Origin of the sequence: Aureimonas flava (assembly GCF_003583935.1) — a bacterium.
Classification (GTDB): domain Bacteria; phylum Pseudomonadota; class Alphaproteobacteria; order Rhizobiales; family Rhizobiaceae; genus Aureimonas; species Aureimonas flava.
In genome coordinates this window covers 141,736-159,608 of record NZ_QYRN01000003.1, presented here as the reverse complement: position 1 = coordinate 159,608, position 17,873 = coordinate 141,736, and the positions used below count along the sequence as shown (strand labels likewise).

At 70.5% G+C, this 17,873-nt stretch carries 18 protein-coding genes; 6 read left to right on the top strand and 12 right to left on the bottom strand.

The annotated features are described in order from the left end of the window. The first annotated feature begins 471 nt into the window (after nt 1-471). Nucleotides 472-1,254, top strand: coding sequence for an outer membrane protein (locus tag D3218_RS06400; protein WP_119539087.1), 783 nt, complete (start codon nt 472-474; stop codon nt 1,252-1,254). Between the two features lie 177 nt (nt 1,255-1,431). Here D3218_RS06400 and D3218_RS06395 read toward each other — a convergent pair whose 3' ends face one another. Next, nucleotides 1,432-2,388 carry a carbohydrate kinase family protein gene (locus tag D3218_RS06395; RefSeq protein WP_119539086.1) on the bottom strand — a complete coding sequence of 319 codons (957 nt, stop codon included), beginning with the start codon at nt 2,386-2,388 and terminating at the stop codon, nt 1,432-1,434. 88 nt (nt 2,389-2,476) lie between these two features. Next, on the bottom strand, nt 2,477-3,220 hold the full coding sequence (locus D3218_RS06390) for a DUF3750 domain-containing protein (protein WP_119539314.1): 744 nt from the start codon (nt 3,218-3,220) through the stop codon (nt 2,477-2,479). 78 nt (nt 3,221-3,298) lie between these two features. Between D3218_RS06390 and D3218_RS06385 the strand changes: the two genes are divergently transcribed. Then, nucleotides 3,299-4,303: an asparaginase gene (locus D3218_RS06385; RefSeq protein WP_119539085.1), complete on the top strand. Its 1,005-nt coding sequence runs from the start codon at nt 3,299-3,301 to the stop codon at nt 4,301-4,303. Between the two features lie 16 nt (nt 4,304-4,319). On the opposite strand, the gene D3218_RS06380 is transcribed toward D3218_RS06385, so the two are convergent. Further along, nucleotides 4,320-5,381 (bottom strand): magnesium transporter CorA family protein, encoded by a 1,062-nt coding sequence (locus D3218_RS06380; protein ID WP_119539084.1) that lies wholly within the window; start codon nt 5,379-5,381, stop codon nt 4,320-4,322. Nucleotides 5,382-5,531: 150 nt separating this feature from the next. Beyond that, nucleotides 5,532-5,882, bottom strand: a complete 351-nt coding sequence (locus D3218_RS06375; protein ID WP_119539083.1) for a DUF2267 domain-containing protein — start codon at nt 5,880-5,882, stop codon at nt 5,532-5,534. Between the two features lie 167 nt (nt 5,883-6,049). Between D3218_RS06375 and D3218_RS06370 the strand changes: the two genes are divergently transcribed. Both D3218_RS06370 and D3218_RS06365 read left to right on the top strand, forming a co-directional pair. After that, entirely contained in the window at nt 6,050-7,684 is a 1,635-nt protein-coding gene (locus D3218_RS06370; protein ID WP_119539082.1) for a helicase HerA-like domain-containing protein, read from the top strand. 64 nt (nt 7,685-7,748) lie between these two features. Then, a complete protein-coding gene (locus tag D3218_RS06365; protein ID WP_119539081.1) occupies nt 7,749-7,979 on the top strand; it encodes a TM2 domain-containing protein in 231 nt (76 codons plus the stop codon). 7 nt (nt 7,980-7,986) lie between these two features. Here the strand turns inward: D3218_RS06365 and D3218_RS06360 are convergent, their stop codons facing one another. Next, entirely contained in the window at nt 7,987-9,558 is a 1,572-nt protein-coding gene (locus tag D3218_RS06360) for an FAD-dependent oxidoreductase (protein ID WP_119539080.1), read from the bottom strand. A 156-nt stretch (nt 9,559-9,714) separates the two neighbouring features. On the opposite strand from D3218_RS06360, the gene D3218_RS06355 reads away from it, so the two are divergent. Next, nucleotides 9,715-10,119: a DUF983 domain-containing protein gene (locus D3218_RS06355; RefSeq protein ID WP_119539079.1), complete on the top strand. Its 405-nt coding sequence runs from the start codon at nt 9,715-9,717 to the stop codon at nt 10,117-10,119. Between the two features lie 138 nt (nt 10,120-10,257). On the opposite strand, the gene D3218_RS06350 is transcribed toward D3218_RS06355, so the two are convergent. From D3218_RS06350 to D3218_RS06325, 6 genes are all read right to left on the bottom strand, one after another. After that, nucleotides 10,258-10,476: a hypothetical protein gene (locus D3218_RS06350; protein ID WP_119539078.1), complete on the bottom strand. Its 219-nt coding sequence runs from the start codon at nt 10,474-10,476 to the stop codon at nt 10,258-10,260. Between the two features lie 141 nt (nt 10,477-10,617). Next, nucleotides 10,618-11,568 carry an alpha/beta hydrolase gene (locus tag D3218_RS06345; protein WP_119539077.1) on the bottom strand — a complete coding sequence of 317 codons (951 nt, stop codon included), beginning with the start codon at nt 11,566-11,568 and terminating at the stop codon, nt 10,618-10,620. Further along, entirely contained in the window at nt 11,565-12,710 is a 1,146-nt protein-coding gene (locus tag D3218_RS06340) for a Gfo/Idh/MocA family protein (RefSeq protein WP_119539076.1), read from the bottom strand. The genes D3218_RS06345 and D3218_RS06340 overlap by 4 nt, the downstream gene beginning before the upstream one ends. Nucleotides 12,711-12,770: 60 nt before the next feature. After that, nucleotides 12,771-13,577, bottom strand: coding sequence for a DeoR/GlpR family DNA-binding transcription regulator (locus D3218_RS06335; RefSeq protein ID WP_119539075.1), 807 nt, complete (start codon nt 13,575-13,577; stop codon nt 12,771-12,773). Nucleotides 13,578-13,642: 65 nt separating this feature from the next. After that, complete coding sequence (locus tag D3218_RS06330) at nt 13,643-14,416, bottom strand: SDR family NAD(P)-dependent oxidoreductase (RefSeq protein WP_119539074.1); 774 nt, start codon at nt 14,414-14,416, stop codon at nt 13,643-13,645. 25 nt (nt 14,417-14,441) lie between these two features. Further along, on the bottom strand, nt 14,442-15,713 hold the full coding sequence (locus D3218_RS06325; protein WP_168990425.1) for an ADP-dependent glucokinase/phosphofructokinase: 1,272 nt from the start codon (nt 15,711-15,713) through the stop codon (nt 14,442-14,444). A gap of 326 nt (nt 15,714-16,039) precedes the next feature. Here D3218_RS06325 and D3218_RS06320 point away from each other — a divergent pair, with 326 nt between their 5' ends. Further along, nucleotides 16,040-17,083, top strand: coding sequence for a hypothetical protein (locus D3218_RS06320; protein ID WP_119539072.1), 1,044 nt, complete (start codon nt 16,040-16,042; stop codon nt 17,081-17,083). Nucleotides 17,084-17,106: 23 nt separating this feature from the next. Here the strand turns inward: D3218_RS06320 and D3218_RS06315 are convergent, their stop codons facing one another. After that, a complete protein-coding gene (locus D3218_RS06315) occupies nt 17,107-17,811 on the bottom strand; it encodes an HAD family hydrolase (RefSeq protein ID WP_210209645.1) in 705 nt (234 codons plus the stop codon). Nucleotides 17,812-17,873 lie beyond the last annotated feature (62 nt).

The window sequence follows — 17,873 nt, the reverse complement described above, 5'->3', positions numbered from 1 at the left end:
CGCCCAAAACGCCGAAATCCTAACGAAAAGACGCACTTGCGGCGATATCGTGTCGAAAATAGGGCATGCTTATCGTTGTGTTACAGTTGGGGTTCAGGGCTGGGGGCGGGTCGTTTCAAGCCGTGCCATGCGGATGCCGCATCACATGTCCTCCCCTCCTGAAAACCTTCGTGATGACGTCTCTTCAAAACCCGTAAGTCATTGACGATTGAAGGTTTTAAGCCCTGCGGTTGGGTGCCCCGGTTAAACTTGCCTTAAGGTTGCCGGACTATTCATCGCAGCGAACGTCATCCCGGCCGAGCGGCGCCTGTTGCCGAGCTGCCACATGACGGTCGGGATCGCCCTCGACGGCATTGCCTCGGCAGGGGGTCGGACCCTAAATCGCCTCAAGCCCGGACGAAACCGGGTCCCGCCTTTCGGACCGAAAGTCCGTCGCAAGAAACGTCGCCACGGCGACACTGGAGTATCGACATGAAGCGTTTCGCCCTTCTCCTGGCCTCCACGGCCTTCGTCACCCCGGCCCTCGCTGCCGACGTCGTCTATGAGGAGCCCGCTGCTCCGGCCGTGGTCGAGATGGCCCCGGCCTATTCCTGGACCGGCTTCTACGTCGGTGGCCAGGCTGGCGTGGCCTTCAACCGCGATGCCGGCGACGTCCGCTACAACCCGGCCACCGGCACCACCACGACCACGGCCTTCACGGGCGGTTCGTCGGACAGCAGCGACGCGGCCTTCATCGGCGGCGTGCACGTCGGCTACGACTACCAGATCAACAACTTCATCATCGGTGCGGTTGCCGACATCAACTACATCGACGCCTCGTCGACCTCGACCTACTCGCTCGGCACCGACACGTTCGGCCTGTCCTCGGACATCAACTTCGTGGGCACCGTCCGCGCCAAGGCCGGTATCGCGGCTGACCGCTTCGCCGTGTACGCCACGGGTGGTCTCGCCTACGCCGACACCGACGTGAAGTTCTTCGCGCCGGGCACGCTGACGGGCAGCCTCGCCGGCTTCACGCCGACGGTCGACTCCAACTCGGACGACGTCGGCTACGCCGTCGGCGCCGGTGTGGACTACCTCGTCACGCCGAACCTCTCGCTCGGCCTCGAGTACCTCTACACCGACCTCGGCTCGACCGACACCACGGTCACCTACGTGGACGCCGCTGGCGCCCAGCAGCCGTTCACCGCGACCTCGAACGACGACCTGGACTTCCACACCGTGTGGGCCAAGGCTTCGTTCCGCTTCAACTAAGAAGCGGGCACCGGAGGACCGGCAACGGTCCTCCGATCGCCGGAAACGGAAAAACCCGCCGCCCATTCGGGCCGGCGGGTTTTTCTTTGCGCTGAGGTCGAGTTTGGCAGCGTCCGGATGCGTCCCGCGATGCGGCTTGCAGGCCCCCCCACGCTTCGTGGTTCGAACCCTCGCGGCTCAGCCGAGCGGCGGAAGGCCGAGGTCGGCGCGGCGGGGAAGGTCGGCGCCGCGCCGCGAGCAGGTGAGGGCGGCCGCCCGCACGGCGAAGGTCAGAACCTCGGAGAGATCGCCTTCGTCGAGGTCTGCGACCCCGTCGGCCGACAGTCGTCCTGCCTCGAAGAGACGTGCCAGCAGCGTCGCCTGGAACGTGTCGCCCGCGCCCACCGTATCGGCCACGGTTATCGACAATCCCGGCGCGCTGGCACGCGCGCCGCCCCGCGTCATCGCCAGGGCGCCCTTGTCGCCCAGCGTGACGACGGCCAGCGAGGCACCCGCCTCCAGCCAGCCCGCCAGCACGCTTTCCGCGCTGCGGCCGGGGTAGACCTGCTCGAGGTCCTCCTCGCTCGCCTTGACCATGGTCGCGTAGGGAACGGTGGCGCCGATGCGCGAGCGCCAGACGTCGAGATCGGGAACGACCGAGGCACGGATGTTCGGGTCGTAGGAGATGAACCGGCGGCCGTGTTCCTGGGCCGCCAGTCTGGCCAGGGCACTCGCGGTCGGCTCGGCCACCGTGGAGTAGGAGCCTGCCAGATGGATCGCCGCAAGTTCGTCGGGCAGGGCGGCCGGAATCTCCGACGGCTCGATCGAGCGATCCGCCGTGCCCTCGATATAGAAGTCGTAGCGCGGCGTGCCGTTGCCCGACAGGGAAACCATGGCAAGGGTCGTGTTGCGGTCGGTATCGATCAGGAGGCGCCGATCGATGCCCTCGCGGTCCATGAACGCCTTGATGCGCTGCCCGAACAGGTCGCTCGAGACCTTGGAGAAGAAGGCCGAGCGGTGGCCGAGCCGGGCAAGGCCCAGCGCCACGTTGAGCGCCGATCCGCCGATGCGGCCGTTCAGCGCGATATGGGAGACATCGGCCGCCTCGCTGTCGGCGAACAGGTCGAACAGGTTGTCGCCGCAACTCAAGAACATCGCCGTCTCCCTCCGGGCGCGTTTCCTCGTGCGCCCCGCTCTCGGCTAGCAAAATTCCGCCGGGCAGGGAATGCGGGCCCGCGTGTCCTCAACCGAAGACGGACAGGCTGCCGAAGCCCGGAACCTTGAGCAGCCCTCGGAACGGATCGATCCCGGCGACGAGGCCGAGGAACTGAAGCTCAAGGCCGCTGCGGGCGCCGATGGCGAGGCCCGCATAGCCGAACAGCGAGGCTCGCAGCTCGCGCGCCTCCGCGTCCAGCGTGACGAGCCGCCCGTCGACCGGGAAGTCGCGCCCGACGGCCGCCGGCGGCAGCACGGCGCCGAGGTCCGGCACGGCGCGCAGCACGTGGGCGACGAAGCTGTTGGAATTGGGTCCGGGAAAGATCCGATAGCCGCCGCGCGTGGCGAACGGGTAGCTTTCGATCGCCGCGCGCACCTTGGGGATCGCGCGTTCGGCCGCCTCGCCCTCCAGCCTCGCGACGACGCGCGGCGTGTTGGAATACCAGCGTCCGTCCGCCGCGTAGCCGTTGCGCCGGATCGGCGATCCCCAGCCGACCTTGTCGAACCGCTCGTAGCGCGCGGCGCCGCGGGGCTTGAGGACGATCCACGAGTGCTCGGAGAGCGCGCCCTTGAGGCCCCCGGTGCGCGCGGCCAGCACATAGACCGCTGCCGTGTCCTCGGCGGTGGCGGCGGGCACGATCGCGGCCGAGCTCCAGTCCGCCTCGCGCCAGGAACCCGGATGCTCGCCGAGCTCCCAGAACAGGACCGACAGCCCGGCGGGCAGCAGGAAGACGAGGAGAATGCCGAGAAGCAGCGTGCGCAGAAGGATCATCGAGGCTCCGGTGACGGGCGCGGGACGGGCATGGTAGGTCTCGCCCATCGCGGATCGGACCGGCAGGAACCTTCAGGCATGAGCACGGATATCGTGATCGAGACGACGCGCGGCAATGCCGTGGAGAGCCGGCACCTGGCGCATGTCGCGGTGTGCGACGGTGCGGGGACGGCGGTGCTTCTCGGCGGCGAGGTCGAACGCCCGGTGTTCCCGCGTTCGGCGGTGAAGGTGTTCCAGGCCATCCCGCTGATCGAGAAGGGTGCGGCCGACGCCCTGGGACTGGATGTCGCGGACCTGTCGCTCGCCTGCGCGTCGCATTCGGGGGAGCCCGGCCATGTCGAGCGCGCGGCGGCCGTCCTGGCCAAGGCGGGGCTCGGCGAGACCCATCTCGAATGCGGCTGCCACTGGCCGTTCGAGCAGCGGGTGGCTTTGACGCTGGCGCGGGCGGGCGAAGAGCCGAACCAGCTTCACAACAACTGCTCCGGCAAGCATGCCGGCTTCCTGTGCACCGCGGTCCACCAGGGTGAGGATCCTCGCGGCTACGTCGCGGCCGCGCATCCGGTGCAGCGGCGGGTGCGCGACGTCCTTGCCGATCTCACGCGAACCCGGCCCGGCGACGACCAGCCGGCCGGCATCGACGGCTGCTCCATTCCGACCTATGCCGCGCCGCTCCGCAGCTTCGCCGAAGGCTTCGCGCGGCTCGCGTCGGGGCAGCGGGTGGACGGCGGTCGCGCGGCCGCGGGGCAGCGCCTCATGGCGGCCTGCATGGCCGAGCCCTGGCTGATGGCGGGAACGCGCCGCGCCTGCGTCTCGCTGATGGAGGCGGCGCCCGGCCGTGTGTTCGCCAAGACGGGGGCGGAGGGCGTCTTCTGCGGCGCGGTGCCCGAACTCGGCCTCGGCTTCGCGCTCAAGATCGACGACGGGGCGACGCGCGCCGCGGAAGCCACGGTGGCCGCCGTGCTCGCGCGCATCTGGCGCCCGCACGATGCGGCCCTGGCCGAGCGCTACGACGCGCTGTCGCGCACCACGCTGCGCAACTGGGAGGGGACGGCGGTGGGCGAGATCCGCGCCACCGGCCTATGATGCCAGCGACGCGCCGTCAGAGCCATTTCTTGTAGCGGAAGAACAGGAGCGGGAAGACCGCCGTGAGCACCATCAGCAGAATGGCGAGCGGGTAGCCGAAGGTCCAGTTGAGCTCGGGCATGTGCACGAAGTTCATGCCGTAGATCGAGGCGACCAGGGTGGGCGGCATGAAGCCGACGGCCGCCACCGAGAAGATCTTGATGATGGCGTTCTGCTCGATCGAGATCATGCCGACCGTGGTGTCGAGCAGGAACGTGGTCTTGTTCGACAGAAAGGACACGAAGTCGTTGAGCGATGAAATGTCTCGCGCCATCGCCTTGACGCGCATCTTCAGCTCCTTCTGAGGCTTGCGCCGGTCCATCACGAACTGGAGGAAGGGCAGGAGCCGGTCGAGGGTGGCGAGGCTTTCCCGCGTCCGGGACGACAGGTCGCCCGCAGCACCCAGCCGCTGCAGCAGCTCCTTGAAGTCGGAGGTGGCGGTGGGCGTGTTGTCGCTGGACGAGCGGAAGATGTCGGCGCCGATCCGGTCGAGGTCGGCTGCGATCGATTCCAGAAGGTCGGCCATGCGGTCGATCACCGTCTCCAGGAGGCCGACGGCGATGGAATCGGCGCTCGGCCCGCGCATGCGGGACGGCTTGGGCGGGGCGGGAGGCGGCCCGTAGAGCAGGGCGCGGGGCGCGCTCGGCGCGCCGCCGTCCTCGATGCTTTCGCCGCGGCAGAGCTTGTTGGAATAGATCTGGAACGAGCGGGGCTCGGTGTAGCGCAGCGTGACGAGCCGTTGGCCGACGAGGATGAAGGTGACGGGACCGAAGTCCGGCCGCCCCTCGTCCAGCCCGTAGACCAGCGAGGCGGTCATGAAGTCGCCGCCGTCCTCCGAGTAGAGGCGGCTCGAGACCTCGATCTCGCGCATCTCCTCGCGCGTCGGCACCTCGATGCCGCACAGGCCCTCGACCGCCCGTTCCTCTTCCCGGGTCGGATTGCGCAGATCGATCCACACCGCCTCGGGCGGCAGCTCGTCGGGGTTGATCCGCGCATGGCGCCGGACCTGCGAACCGAAGACCGTGTAGGCGTCGATCATGGGCGTCGTCCTCGCTGGAACGCGAACGCGGCTCGGGGCCGCGACTTCTTCGCTTGGGCGCGAGCCAAAGCCCGGACCGCGCCGAAAGGCAAGTCCGGGCTTCATGGGACGGTGCGGGCGGGCGTCGCCTATGGCAGCCCGGACACGCCGTCAGACGAAGGGCGCGAGCGCCGGCACCGAGTGGATCGCCTGGTTCACCGTGTCCTCGCCGCAGGTGGACTTGGAATAGGCCACGAGCTCCTCGGCCGCCGAGCGGATCTGGCCCATGTCGAGGCCGAGGCCCATCAGCTTGGCGCCCAGCGCCATGATGCCGCCGGAGAAGTCCGTCTCGCCGGCCGCCGAGACCGCCTCCGTCGCGCCGGGCGTTTCCTCGATCATCCGCTCCACGGCGGGGTCCGAGCTTTCCGAACGCATGTAGGAGAGGATGTGCCCGACCGCGACCTTGGCGGTTTCGGCGTCGGTATCGGCCGAAGCGGCGATGCGGTTCCAGAGTTCGTTCATCTGCCTTGCTGTTCCCATGCGCACACCGCGCCGCGGCGTGATCCGCGCGGAGGATGGCAAGTCTGCCGGTCGCGCGCAATCGCTCTCCACCCCCTGGCCGCCGGAATCGACGCGGGCGGGCGCGAGGCGGTATCGTCCACCGTCCAGGACGGGTTGGGAGCCGAATCATGCTCGAAGACGGTCGCATCTACCTCGGCGGGATCGCGGCGGCCGATGGGCCGGCGGCGCAATATCTCGACCTGCGCCACGCCAACCGCCACGGGCTCGTGACGGGGGCGACCGGCACCGGCAAGACGGTGACCCTCCAGGTTCTGGCGGAGGGCTTCTCGGACGCCGGGGTTCCGGTCTTCTGCGCGGACATCAAGGGCGACCTGTCGGGCCTTTCGGTGCGCGGCGAGCCGCGCGACGCCTTCGCCAAGCGCGCCGCCGAGATCGGCCTCGACCCTTGGTACAACGACTTCTTCCCCACGGTCTTCTGGGACCTGTTCGGCCGCCAGGGCCACCCGGTGCGCACCACGGTCTCGGAGATGGGCCCGCTCCTCCTGTCGCGGCTCATGGACCTGACGGAGGCGCAGGAGGGCGTTCTGAACATCGCCTTCCGCATCGCCGACGAGGAAGGGCTGCTGCTGCTCGACCTCAAGGACCTCCAGGCGATGCTGGCGCACGTGCTCGACCGCGCCGACGAGATCTCGCGGCTCTACGGCAACGTCGCCAAGGCCACGGTCGGCGCCATCCAGCGCCAGCTTCTGGTGCTGGAAACGCAGGGCGGCGACGGCTTCTTCGGCGAGCCGGCGCTCGGCATCGACGACATCATGCGCCACGACCGCGAGGGGCGGGGCGTCGTCAGCGTCCTGGCGGCGGACGAGCTGATGCGCAGCCCTCGGCTCTACGCGACGTTCCTCCTGTGGCTCCTGTCCGAGCTGTTCGAGACGCTTCCCGAGGTCGGCGACATCGACCGGCCCAAGCTCGTCTTCTTCTTCGACGAGGCCCACCTCCTGTTCGACGACGCGCCGAAGGCTCTGGTGGATCGGGTGGAGCAGGTCGTGCGGCTGATCCGCTCCAAGGGCGTCGGCGTGTTCTTCGTCACGCAGAACCCGCTCGATCTGCCGGAGAAGGTGCTGGCCCAGCTCGGCAACCGCATTCAGCACGCGCTGCGCGCCTACAGCCCGCGCGAGCAGAAGGCGGTGCGCACGGCGGCCGAGACCTTCCGCCCCAACCCCGCCTTCGACTGCGCGACCGCCATCACCGAGCTCGGCACCGGCGAGGCGCTGGTTTCGGTGCTGGGCGAGGACGGCGCGCCCGGCATGGTGCAGCGGGTGAAGATCCGGCCGCCGGCCGGGCGTGTCGGGCCGATCACGGCCGACGAGCGGGCCGGGCTCATGCGCTCCAGCCCCGTGGCCGGGCGATACGACACGGCGGTGGACCGCGAATCCGCCTATGAGATGCTGACCGGACGGGCGGAGGCCGAGCTACGGCACGAGGAAGCGGCCCGTGCGGAGGCGGACGCCGCGCTCCGACGCCGCCGCGAGTCCGGGCGCGACCGGGCCGAGGCGGCCGCCCGCCGCTCCGCCGAGCCGCGCGGACCCTGGGACGGGCTCGCCCCGGAGCCGCGCGAGGACGAGGAGGAGGCCGCGCCGCAGCGCCCGGTGCGCCGAAGCGCGCCGCGTGTCGCCACGCGGTCCGGCTACCAGCGCCAGACGGTGGCCGAGACGGTGATGAAGCAGGTGGGGCGCACGGTCGCCTCGACCGTGACCACGGCGATCATGCGCGGCATCCTCGGCTCGTTCAAGCGCGGTCGCTGACCGCCCTCGAAACCGGGGCCGCCGGTCTCCATGTTCCGGTGCAGTGCCAACAGGAGAACCGACCATGAAATCCGGCCCCGCCGCCTTCGTCCTCTGGCTTTGCGGCCTGATCGGCCTCTGCGGACTGCACCGCTTCTACCTCGGCCGGCCGTGGACCGGGCTGCTCTGGCTGCTGACGGTCGGCATCTTCGGCATCGGGCAGATCATCGACCTCTTCCTCCTGCCGTCGATGATCCGGCAGGAGAACCTGGAACGGCGGCTGGACCGCATGGAGACCCGCACCGTCGTGCGATGACGGATGGTCAGCGCGGCTGCAGCAGCGCCGCCGGGTCCCATCCGGCCGCTTCCAGCCGCGCGCTCTCCGGCGCCGGGTCGCCGAGCATCAGCGCATGGAGCGCCGGGGTCCTGTCTCCCTTTCCAAGCCCCAGCCCGGCCAGGACGCGACCGTCCTTCACGTAGAAGGCGGTGTAGGAGTTGTCGGCCAGCGACCCTTCGACATGCACGGCGTCGAAGGTCTCGGCATGGCCGACATAGCTCAGCCGCCCGTGCTGCGCTGTCCAGAAGAAGGGGATGCCGGCAAACGGCGCCTCGTCGCCCAGCATCGCGCCGGCGGCGTGCCGTCCGTGCTGCTCGGCCACGCGCCAGTGCTCGATCCGCGCGCTCTCGCCGGTCGCCGCCAGGGGAAAGGCCGCGATGTCGCCGCCGGCATAGAGCCCTTCGGCGGCCTTGAGCGTCGCGTCCACCTTCACGCCCTTTCCCGCCCGCTCGACCCCCGCGAGAAGATCCGCGCGCGGCGCCGCGCCGAGCGCCGCGATCACGAGGTCGGCCTCGCATCGGCTCCCGTCCTCGAAGCGCACGGCCACGACGCGGCCCGCCTCGGTTTCCAGGGCCGCGAGGTCCGTGCTGGTGCGCACGTCGACGCCCTTGGCGCGGTGGGTGGCGAGAAGCTGGCGCGCCACGTCGTCGCCGAACTGCTTGGCGAACGGCAACTCGGCGCGCGAGACGACGGTGACCGAGCGTTCGGGCGAGACGAGACTGGCCGCCACCTCCATCCCGATGAAGCCGGATCCGATCACCACGACCTTCCGGGCCTTGTCGGCGAGCGGCTTGAGCCGGCGCGCGTCGTCGTGGCTTCGCAGCGAGACGACGTTCTCGGCGTCCGCGCCCGCCATGTCGAGCGGCACCGCGCCGCTGCCGGGCGCGGCGAAGCATCGGTCGTAGTCGAGCGTCTCGCCGTTCGCCAAATGGATACGCCGGGCGGCGGCGTCGATCCGCTCCACCGCCGTCTCCACCCGCTCGAAACCCAGCGCCTCCAGCGCCTCAGGCGGCTGGAGCGCCAGGGCGTCGTCCGTCTTCTTGCCCTGGAGATAGGCCTTGGACAGGTCCGTTCGGTCGTAGGGCGGCTCGCGCTCGGGCAGGAACAGGACGATCCGGCCGCCGAAGCCGCGCCGCGCGAGCTCCTCCGCGCAGGCAAGCCCCGCCGCACCGCCGCCGACGATGGCGAAGACGCGCTCACTGCGGCTCTCGCGGCTCGGGGCATCGACCTCCGGGCGATGGGCGCGCGCGTCCTCGGGCACCTCCACCAGCACCCGGCCGTTCTCCACGGCGGCCGAGAAGCGCGACAGGCATCCCTTGCCCGGCGGTTCCCGATGGTCGCCCGTCTCGAGGTCGAAGATCGCGTGGTGCCAGGGGCAGATGACCCGGTTGCCGACGCGCCGGCCGTTCTTGAGCGGCGCGCCCTTGTGGGTGCAGGTCGCGCCGGTCGCGAGCACCCTGTCGCCATCGCGCGCGAGCAGAATCTTCAGCTCGCCCACGGAGACCTCGGCGAGACCGTCCGCGGGAAGATCGGCGAGGGCGAGAACGTCGTGGCGCATCGAGGCGTCTCCAGGCTGGAACGGTTCCATTCAACCGGGCGAGGGTCCGGCGCGTTCCCCCGCCTGGACACTTTGCCCAGGCACCGCGCGCTGCCCCGCCGCCGCCGGCGTCTATATGGAGAGGGCAGACGATCGAGCGGCAAGGGAACGCACGCCATGACGCATCACCCCGCCACCCCGAGGCTGGAGCCTTGGAAGGTCGGCATTCGCGGTCGCTGCCCGCGCTGCGGAGAGGGACGGCTGTTCAAGGGGTTCCTGTCGCTGGCGGAGCGGTGCGACCGCTGCGGCCTCGACTATTCCTTCGCCGACCCGGCGGACGGACCGGCCTTCTTCGTGGTCTGCTTCGGCTGCGTCCCGGCCGTGCTCTTCGCGGTCTGGCTGGAGGTGGCCTTCGAGCCGTCCCCCTGGGTCCACGTCTTCGTGTCCCTGCCGTTCCTGCTCCTCACCTGCATCCTGCCGCTGCGCCCGCTCAAGGGATGGCTGGTGGCGAGCCAGTACCACCACAAGGCCGAGGAGGGGCGCCTCGTCGCTCCCGGGACGGAGCGGGACGACCATCGTTGAGGCGGAAGCGGCTGTCATCCTCCCGCAACGAACGGCCGTTATAGCGGCGCCTGCAAGACAGGAAGCGGGGCGGGGCCCGGCGTCCCATCCGCCCGGCTTCGCACCCGTCGTCCGTCTTGCCAGACCCCGCGTCCAGTCTCAGTGAAGCTGGGAGGGTTTCAGCCCGATGATGTCGAGCGCGACCGAGCAGGCTTCCAGGAAGGCTGCGCGATCGAGTTCCGGGTGATGCTCGAAGAAGCGGCGCGCGATCGCGGTGCCGTCGTCTTCCTCCTCGACGAGCCGCAGGATCGTGATGATGGGGTCGACCTCTTCCATCGTCGCCGCTTCCAGGCCCTTCGCGATGAACTTCCGGTCCATCCTTACAGGCTCCACCCTTTCGATTCCGTCGTGCCCATGTGCGCGGAGCGGCAACCGCCACCGCGCACCGTTCGATCCGTTCACATTGCCGACATACGGAAGGACTGGCGTTTCGGGAAGGGCTTTGCGGCAATCCGCGCCTCAGCGGGCCGCGTGAGGCCGCAGCTCGGTCCAGGCGCGCGCCGCTTCCAGAACCGATTGGCGCGCGGCGTCGATGTAGCGTCCGGCGGAAGCGAAGCCGTGGATCTGGTCCGCCCGGCGGCTCAGCACGAGCGGCACGCCGGCCGCCCGGAGCCGCTCGGCATAGGCCGCGCCTTCGTCGGCGAGGATGTCCTGGCCCGCCACGAGCACGAAGGCGGGCGGCGCGCCCGAGAGGCTTTCGGCGAGGAGCGGCGAGACGCGCCAGTCGGCGATGTCGTCCGCGTCGCGCACGTACTGATCGCGGAACCAGCGCATGGTTCGGCTGGTGAGACCGAAGCCGTTCGCGAAGCGTCGGTAGCTGTCGGCGGTTTGGCGCGCGTCCGTGTTGGGATAGAGGAGGAGCTGCGCTTCGAGGGGTGGCACCGTCGCGTCGCGCGCCATGAGCGCCAGCACGGCCGCGAGGTTGCCGCCCGCGCTGTCGCCCGCCACGGCGATGCGACCGGCGTCGAGGCCGTGCTCGTCGGCGCAGGCGTGGAGATGGGCCAGCGTCGCGGCGGCATCCTCGATCGCGGCCGGAAACGGATGCTCCGGCGCCAGACGATAGTCCGGGCAGACGACCACGCAGCGCGCCGCGTTGGCGAACCAGCGGCAGATGTCGTCGTGGGAATCGAGATCGCCGATCACCCAGCCGCCGCCGTGCAGGTAGAGAAGGGCGGGCGCCGCGGTGTCCGGCGCGCCGTAGCCGCGATGGACGCGCATCGCGATCGCTCCTCCCGGTCCCCGGAACGATCGCTCCTGCGTGCTCGCCACGGGTTCCAGCGCCCCGCGCAACGCGAGATAGGACGCGCGGTAGGCGCGGCGCGCCTCGGCGGCGGTTCCGGCCTCGAAGGGCGGTGCGTCGGCCGCCTCGCCGAGAGCCAGCACCTTGGCGGCCTGCGGATCGAGCGTCATGCGGCCTCCCGCGCGAGGAGGAGGGCGGCCTCCTCCTCGCCGAGCGCGGCGGGCCGGTTCACGCCGCCGCCGATCGCCACCGGCTCGCCCGTCTCGCCGGCCCGAAGGATCGCTTCCATGACCTCCAGCACGTGGAGCGCGAGGCGGCCCGAGGCGCGGGGCTCGCGACCTTCGCGGATCGAACGGACGAGATCGGCGACGCCGAGCATGCGGTAGTTGGCGAGCCGGGGCGCGTCGACGGGCCAGTTCGGCTCGCCGAAGCGGTCGGGCTCGCTCGGGTGCTCCTGCCAGGGAGCGCCGTTCGCGGACAGCGAGACGTCGCCGCCGAACGTGTCGGGATCCGGCAGGCGCAGCGAGCCCTTCGTGCCATGCAGCTCGATCGGATGGTTGGAATGCCGAAAGACGTCCCAGGATGCGCCGAAGGTGACGGCCGCGCCGCCCGAGAATTCCAGGAGCGACAGGAGGCTGGTCGGCGTGCCGACGGGAAAGCGGGTGCCGTGGAACGGTCCCTCGGCGGTGACGAGCCGCTCGGCCTCGCCGGTGCGCGCGACGGCGCCGACGCGCACGACGGGGCCGAGGAGGTTGACCAGCATGGTCAGGTAGTACGGGCCCATGTCGAGTACCGGACCCCCTCCGGGCTGGTAGTAGAACTGGGGATTGGGGTGCCAGTGCTCCATGCCGCGCCCCATCATGAACGCCGTGCCGAGCACCGGTCGGCCGATCGCGCCGGCATCCACCATCGCGCGCGCCCGGCGCCCGGCCGCCCCCAGGAACGTGTCGGGCGCCGAGCCGAGCGCGAGGCCCCGCCGCTCGGCCTCGTCCACCAGCGCCCGCCCTTCGGCGAGGGTGACGCCGAGCGGCTTCTCGGTGAAGACATGCTTGCCAGCGGCGAGCGCTGCCTCGGTGATCTCGTGGTGGGCCGAGGGTACGGTGAGGTTGAGGACGAGCGCCACGTCGGGCGCGGCGAGAAGGGCCTCCATGCTCATCGCCCGAAGGCCGAACTCGGCGGCGCGCCGCTCCGCCGCGGCGGGCTCGCGGTCTGCGCAGGCCACCAGCGCGACGTCGCCGAACAGGCGCGCGTTGCGCAGGTAGGTCGCCGCGATGTTGCCGCAACCGATGATGCCGATCCCCATGCGGTCCATGCGACGTGTCCCGTCTCTGTGCGCCGCGCGGCGCTCGTTCGGCCGCGTTCCGGCGCGTGGCTAGTCCGGCACCGGCACCACGGTCAGCTCCGGGCCGCTCGCGCGGATGCCGGCGGCGATCTCCGGGTCGATGCCTGCGTCGGTGACGACCTCGGAGACCTGCCCGAGCTGGGCGAAGGTGCAGAAGGCCGGAGCCTGGAACTTGGTGCTGTCGACCAGGAGCACGGTGCGGCGGGCCGAACGGATCATGGCGCGCTTGATCGAGGCGATCTCCATGGACGCGTCGGTCAGGAGCGGCCCCGTCACGGCATAGGCGCCGGTGAAGCAAACATCGGCGTGGATCGTCTCGAAGAAGGGTTCGCCGGGATTGCCGAGAAGGATGTCGGACCCCGGCCGCAGCGTGCCGCCGGTGACGATCACCCGCCATTCCGGCACGCTCGAGCCGATGCGTGCGATTTCGATGTTGTTGGTGACGACGGTGAGCGGGATGCGGCGCAGGGCGGTGGCGCGCACGACCTCGATCACCGTGGAGCTGGAATCGAAGATGACGCTCTCGCCGCCCTTGAGACGGGAGGTCGCCTCCTGGCCGATCGCCGCCTTCTGCCGGTGCTGGTAGTGCGCGTTGAGGGCGGGTTCGCGCTCGAAGGTCGCGCGCAGGGGCGGCACGAGAAGGGCGCCGCCGTGCGTGCGCTCGAGGTAGCCGCCTTCGGTGAGCTGCTCCAGATCGCGCCTGATCGTGGATTGCGAGCCACCGATCGCCTCGGTCAGCTCGCCGATCGAGGCCGTCCCGCTGCGCCTCAGATAGTCGAGGATCATCGCGCGCCGTTTGGCGGGAATGATCTCGACGCGTTTGGTGGGAGCGTCCATGGATGATCCTGTCGGCTGGCGTCGCATCCGGCCCGGGCCGACCGTCCGGGTTGTGTGAACCGTGGTTACCAAATGGTGTAGCCGCAATCCACCGCGACGATCGAACCGGTCATGGCGCTGGAGGCGTCGGTGGCCAGGAACAGGATCGCGGACGCGATCTCGTCGGCGCGCGCCGGACGCTTCATCGGGGTGAACTCCATCCAGGTCGGCATCAGCGCGTCGTCGGTGAAGCCGCCGCGCGACATCGCCGTGTCCACGTAGGTCGGCGCGACGGCGTTGACGCGCACCCCGCGCGCGGCCCATTCGCCGGCGAGCGAGCGCGTCATGTGGTGCACGCCCGCCTTCGCCGCGTTGTAGTGGACCTGCCGTTGGGGCTTGTTGGAGATCACGCCGGACATCGAGCCCACCGTGACGATGGCGCCGCGCCCGCGCTCCAGCATCGCCCGGCCGAACTCGCGGCAGCACCAGTAGCAGCCGTTGAGGTCCACATCGACCACCTTGTGCCAGACCTCGTCGGGCATGCTCTCGCCTGGCGTGTCGGGCCAGGCGATCCCGGCATTGGCGATCAGGATGTCGATGCCGCCGTGCCGCGCGTCCGCGTCTCGCGCCGCCTGGGCGACGGCGTGGGAATCGGTCACGTCGAGCACCACGGCGTCGACCTCCCACCCCCTGCCGGCGAGCTCGGCGCGCCCCGCCTCCAGAACGGCGGGATCCCGGTCGGAGATCACCACACGCGCGCCGTGCTCCAGCAGCGCCTCGGCCGCGCAAAGGCCGATCCCGCGTCCGCCCCCGGTGACGAAGGCGGCGCGGCCGGACAGGTCGGACTTCTGCTTGTACATGGGGGCGGGTCCTGGATGGCGTGGGTCAGGCCCGGCTGCGCATGCGCTGGCGCTCGGAGACGCCGGCCGAGCCGAGGATCAGAAGGCAGCCGGCGGTGAACGTGTCGCCGAGGCCGAGCGTGGTGGCGGGGGAGGCGAGATAGGGGCTCGGCACGGCGACGCTCGACCAGCCGCCCGCGAGCCGCGCATCGGGAACGGGGCACGGGAGGAAAGCGGCACCCTCCGGCACGCCGTTCGGCTCCACCGGACGTCCGGCCAGCGAGCGCGCGCTGGCGACGAGGCAGCCCGCCATCAACGCCTCGCGCTCCACCGCCGGATCGTCGCGCGTCAGCGTGAGCGCCCAATGATCGGCATGGACGCAGACGCGGCGCAGGCGCAGGCGTTCGCCCAGCGCGCGCATGGCGGCCGGCAGGTCGGCGTCCGGGGTGCCGGGCGCGAGGTCGCGCATCTCCGAATGGCTCATGCCGACCGAGGTCACGGCGCCGCGCGCGGCCTCCAGCACTCGGTCGCGCGGCCCGGCGTCCTCGAACGTGCTCATCTCGAGGTGCACGCCGGGCAGACCCGCCTCGAGCCAGCCGTGTGTGAGCCGGAAGACGCGATCGAGCTCGCCGTCCAGCTCGCCCGCCGAGACGCCGTTGAAGCCGGCGACGAGGCCCGCGCCGGCCTCGGGCGCGAGGTGCGGCGTCAGCCCGTCGAAGGCCGCGTCCCGTTCCAGCCCCGGATCGCCGAAGCGCACGATGATGCGCGACGAGCGGTTCGGCACGAGGTCGCCGACCGGCCGCCCCGCCGTGTACTCGAAGATGTAGATGTCGGGCCGTCGTTCTCCGCGCGGCTGAACGGAGCGGGCACGCACCGTCCGCTCGCCCTCGGCGAGCAGCAGGCCGGGCGGCAGGCAGGCGAGCATATGCGCGCTGCGGTCCGCGAGGTTGACGAGCGCCGGAGCGCCGAGCGTGGTCAGCACCCATCCCGCCTGCGGGCCGACCCCGCCCAGCGCGTATCGCGCCGGCACGTGCGCCGCGAGCCAGGCCGGGCCGTCCGGCCACTCCACGCGGACCTCGCCGCCGACGCCGCGCCGGACCCGGTCGCGCAGCATCGCGGCGAAGGCGCCGGCCTCGCCGGTGTCGGCGTTCCACAGCGCGGGCGCGGCCGACAGCTCGATCCGCGCGTCCACGCAGGCGCTCATGCCGCATAGCGTCAGCGGCGCGCTTCGGGCGATGGCCGGCAGACGCCGGGCCAGAGAGCCGTAGGCGGCCTCCCAGTTCCCGGCGACATTCCGACCCGGTTGCACATCGAACATGAGCGACGCCCTTCCCGGCATGTCAATCTCTTCCAGGGTCGTGCCAGTCTCCGCCGGTCGTCAACCACAAAACGTCATTGTCGTGCAGCATTTGCATGCTGCGGGTGCGTCCTCGATGGACCATCCGGAAGTCCGTAGACGTAGGGATCTCCGTTCATCCGCGATGGCACGCGCAGGTGTCCTCACCATCGTCTATCGGACGTATGGGTGGGTGGAAGATTTCGATTTCCAATGAACGAAATTGAGATTATTCCTTCGGTCGATACGCGCGGTGCGTGCTTCCTTCGCCCGTGCCCTCCCGCCAGACATGAACAGGAGCCCGCGACGTGCTGCGATTGGACCAGAAGCTTCAGAACATTCGCGCCGGACGCTACCGCCGGTCCGACTTCATCATCGCCGACGCCAAGGACAGCGACATGGGATCGGGCGTCGGAGGAACCGGGTTCCTGCGCAACCCCGACGGCACGCAGGGGCGGCGGCGCACCCGTCAGGAATTCCTCGACGCGATCCAGGAGATCATCCGGCAGGACGTCGTGGACATCATGCTCGTGTCGGTGTCCAACCTCGACGAACTCCAGGCGCGCGGCGCCTTCGAGGGCAGCGCGGTGAAGCCGGCGATCCGCGCCAACGAGACCACCGACTGCTGGGGCGGCGTACGCCACCAGCGTTACACGCAGGTGCCATCGCTGCCCTTCCGCACGGCGGATCTGTCGCGCGTGCGCTACGGCAGTTCCGTTCCGCAGCCGGGAGCAGCGGTGACGGGCACCGACCTCGGCCTGTATTCGGTGACCTTCAACAACGACCTCGCGGCGGACGTCGCGTCGCTGGAGGCCTTCGCCGCCTTCCGCCGCGAAGCCGCCGCCAACGAGTTCCGCTACTTCTACGAGGTGTTCAATCCGAACGTGCCCTTGGATCTCGATCGCAAGGCGCTCGGCCAGTACATGAACGACTGCATCCTGCGTTCGCTGGCCGGCGTCTCGCGCGAGGACAGGCCCGAGTTCCTGAAGATCGTCTACAACGGGCCGGAGGCGCTGGAGGAACTGGCGAGCTTCGACTCCACTCTGGTGGTCGGCGTGCTCGGCGGCGGTGCCGGCACGGCGCGCGACACGTTCGAGCTGGTCGCGCAGGCCGAGCGTTACGGCGCGCGCGTCGCGCTGTTCGGGCGCAAGATCAATCTCGCGGAATCACCGCTCGCCATGGTGGCGATGATGCGGGAGGTCGCCGACGGCGCGCTGACGCCGGACGAAGCGGTGCGGGCCTACCACGGCGAGCTCGGGAAGGCGGGCCTCGTCGCCGTCCGCTCGCTGGAGGACGACCGCACGATCACCGAGGCGAACCTGAAGCCGGCAGCGACGCTGCGCGCCGCCTGACGGTTAGCCGTTCGTTGGCCGGCTCAGTCCGGCCGGCGACGTTCCGGACGCACCATTGGGAGCGCCCGGAGCGAGGCGTCCTCGAAGTCCGCGACCGCGAGGTCGGCGCCCGCCGCCCTCAGGGCCTCGGGCGAACGGCTGGTGGCGATGCCGACGCAGAAGAGGCCGGCGCCCTTGGCCGCCGCGAGGCCGGGCGGCGAGTCCTCGAAGGCGACCGCCCGATCGGGCGCGAGCCCGAAGGCCTCCAGCGCCAGCCGATAGGGCAGGGGGTCCGGTTTGCCGCGCGCCAGCTCGTCGCCGTAGATCACCGTCTCGAACCGATCCGCGAGGCCGATCGCCTCCAGCATGTGCGAGACGTTGGCGCGCGGTGCGTTGGTCACGAGGGCGACGCGCAGGCCTTCCGCCCGTGCGCGGTCGATGAAGGCGACGACGCCGGCCAGAGGCACCAGCGCCCCGGCGAGCTCGCGGAAGCGGGCCTCCTTGCGTTCGATGAAGGCGCGATGCTCGGCCGGGCCGCGCTCGGGAAAGAAGTGCCGCCCGATCGCCTCGTTGGGCTGGCCGGAGACATGGGCCTGGAAGGTCGCGTCGTCGATCGCCACGCCTTCCGCTTCCAGAAGCCCGCGCATCGCCAGGAAATGCAAGGGGTCCGTGTGGACCAGCGTTCCGTCGAGGTCGAACAGCAGCGCCTCGATCCCGGCGGGCATCTCGGCTCGGGTTTCTCGCGTCATCGTCGGGCGTCCTCGTGTGAGCCTTTCGCGCCGGTCTTCGGCGCCCGGCGCCGGTGCATAAC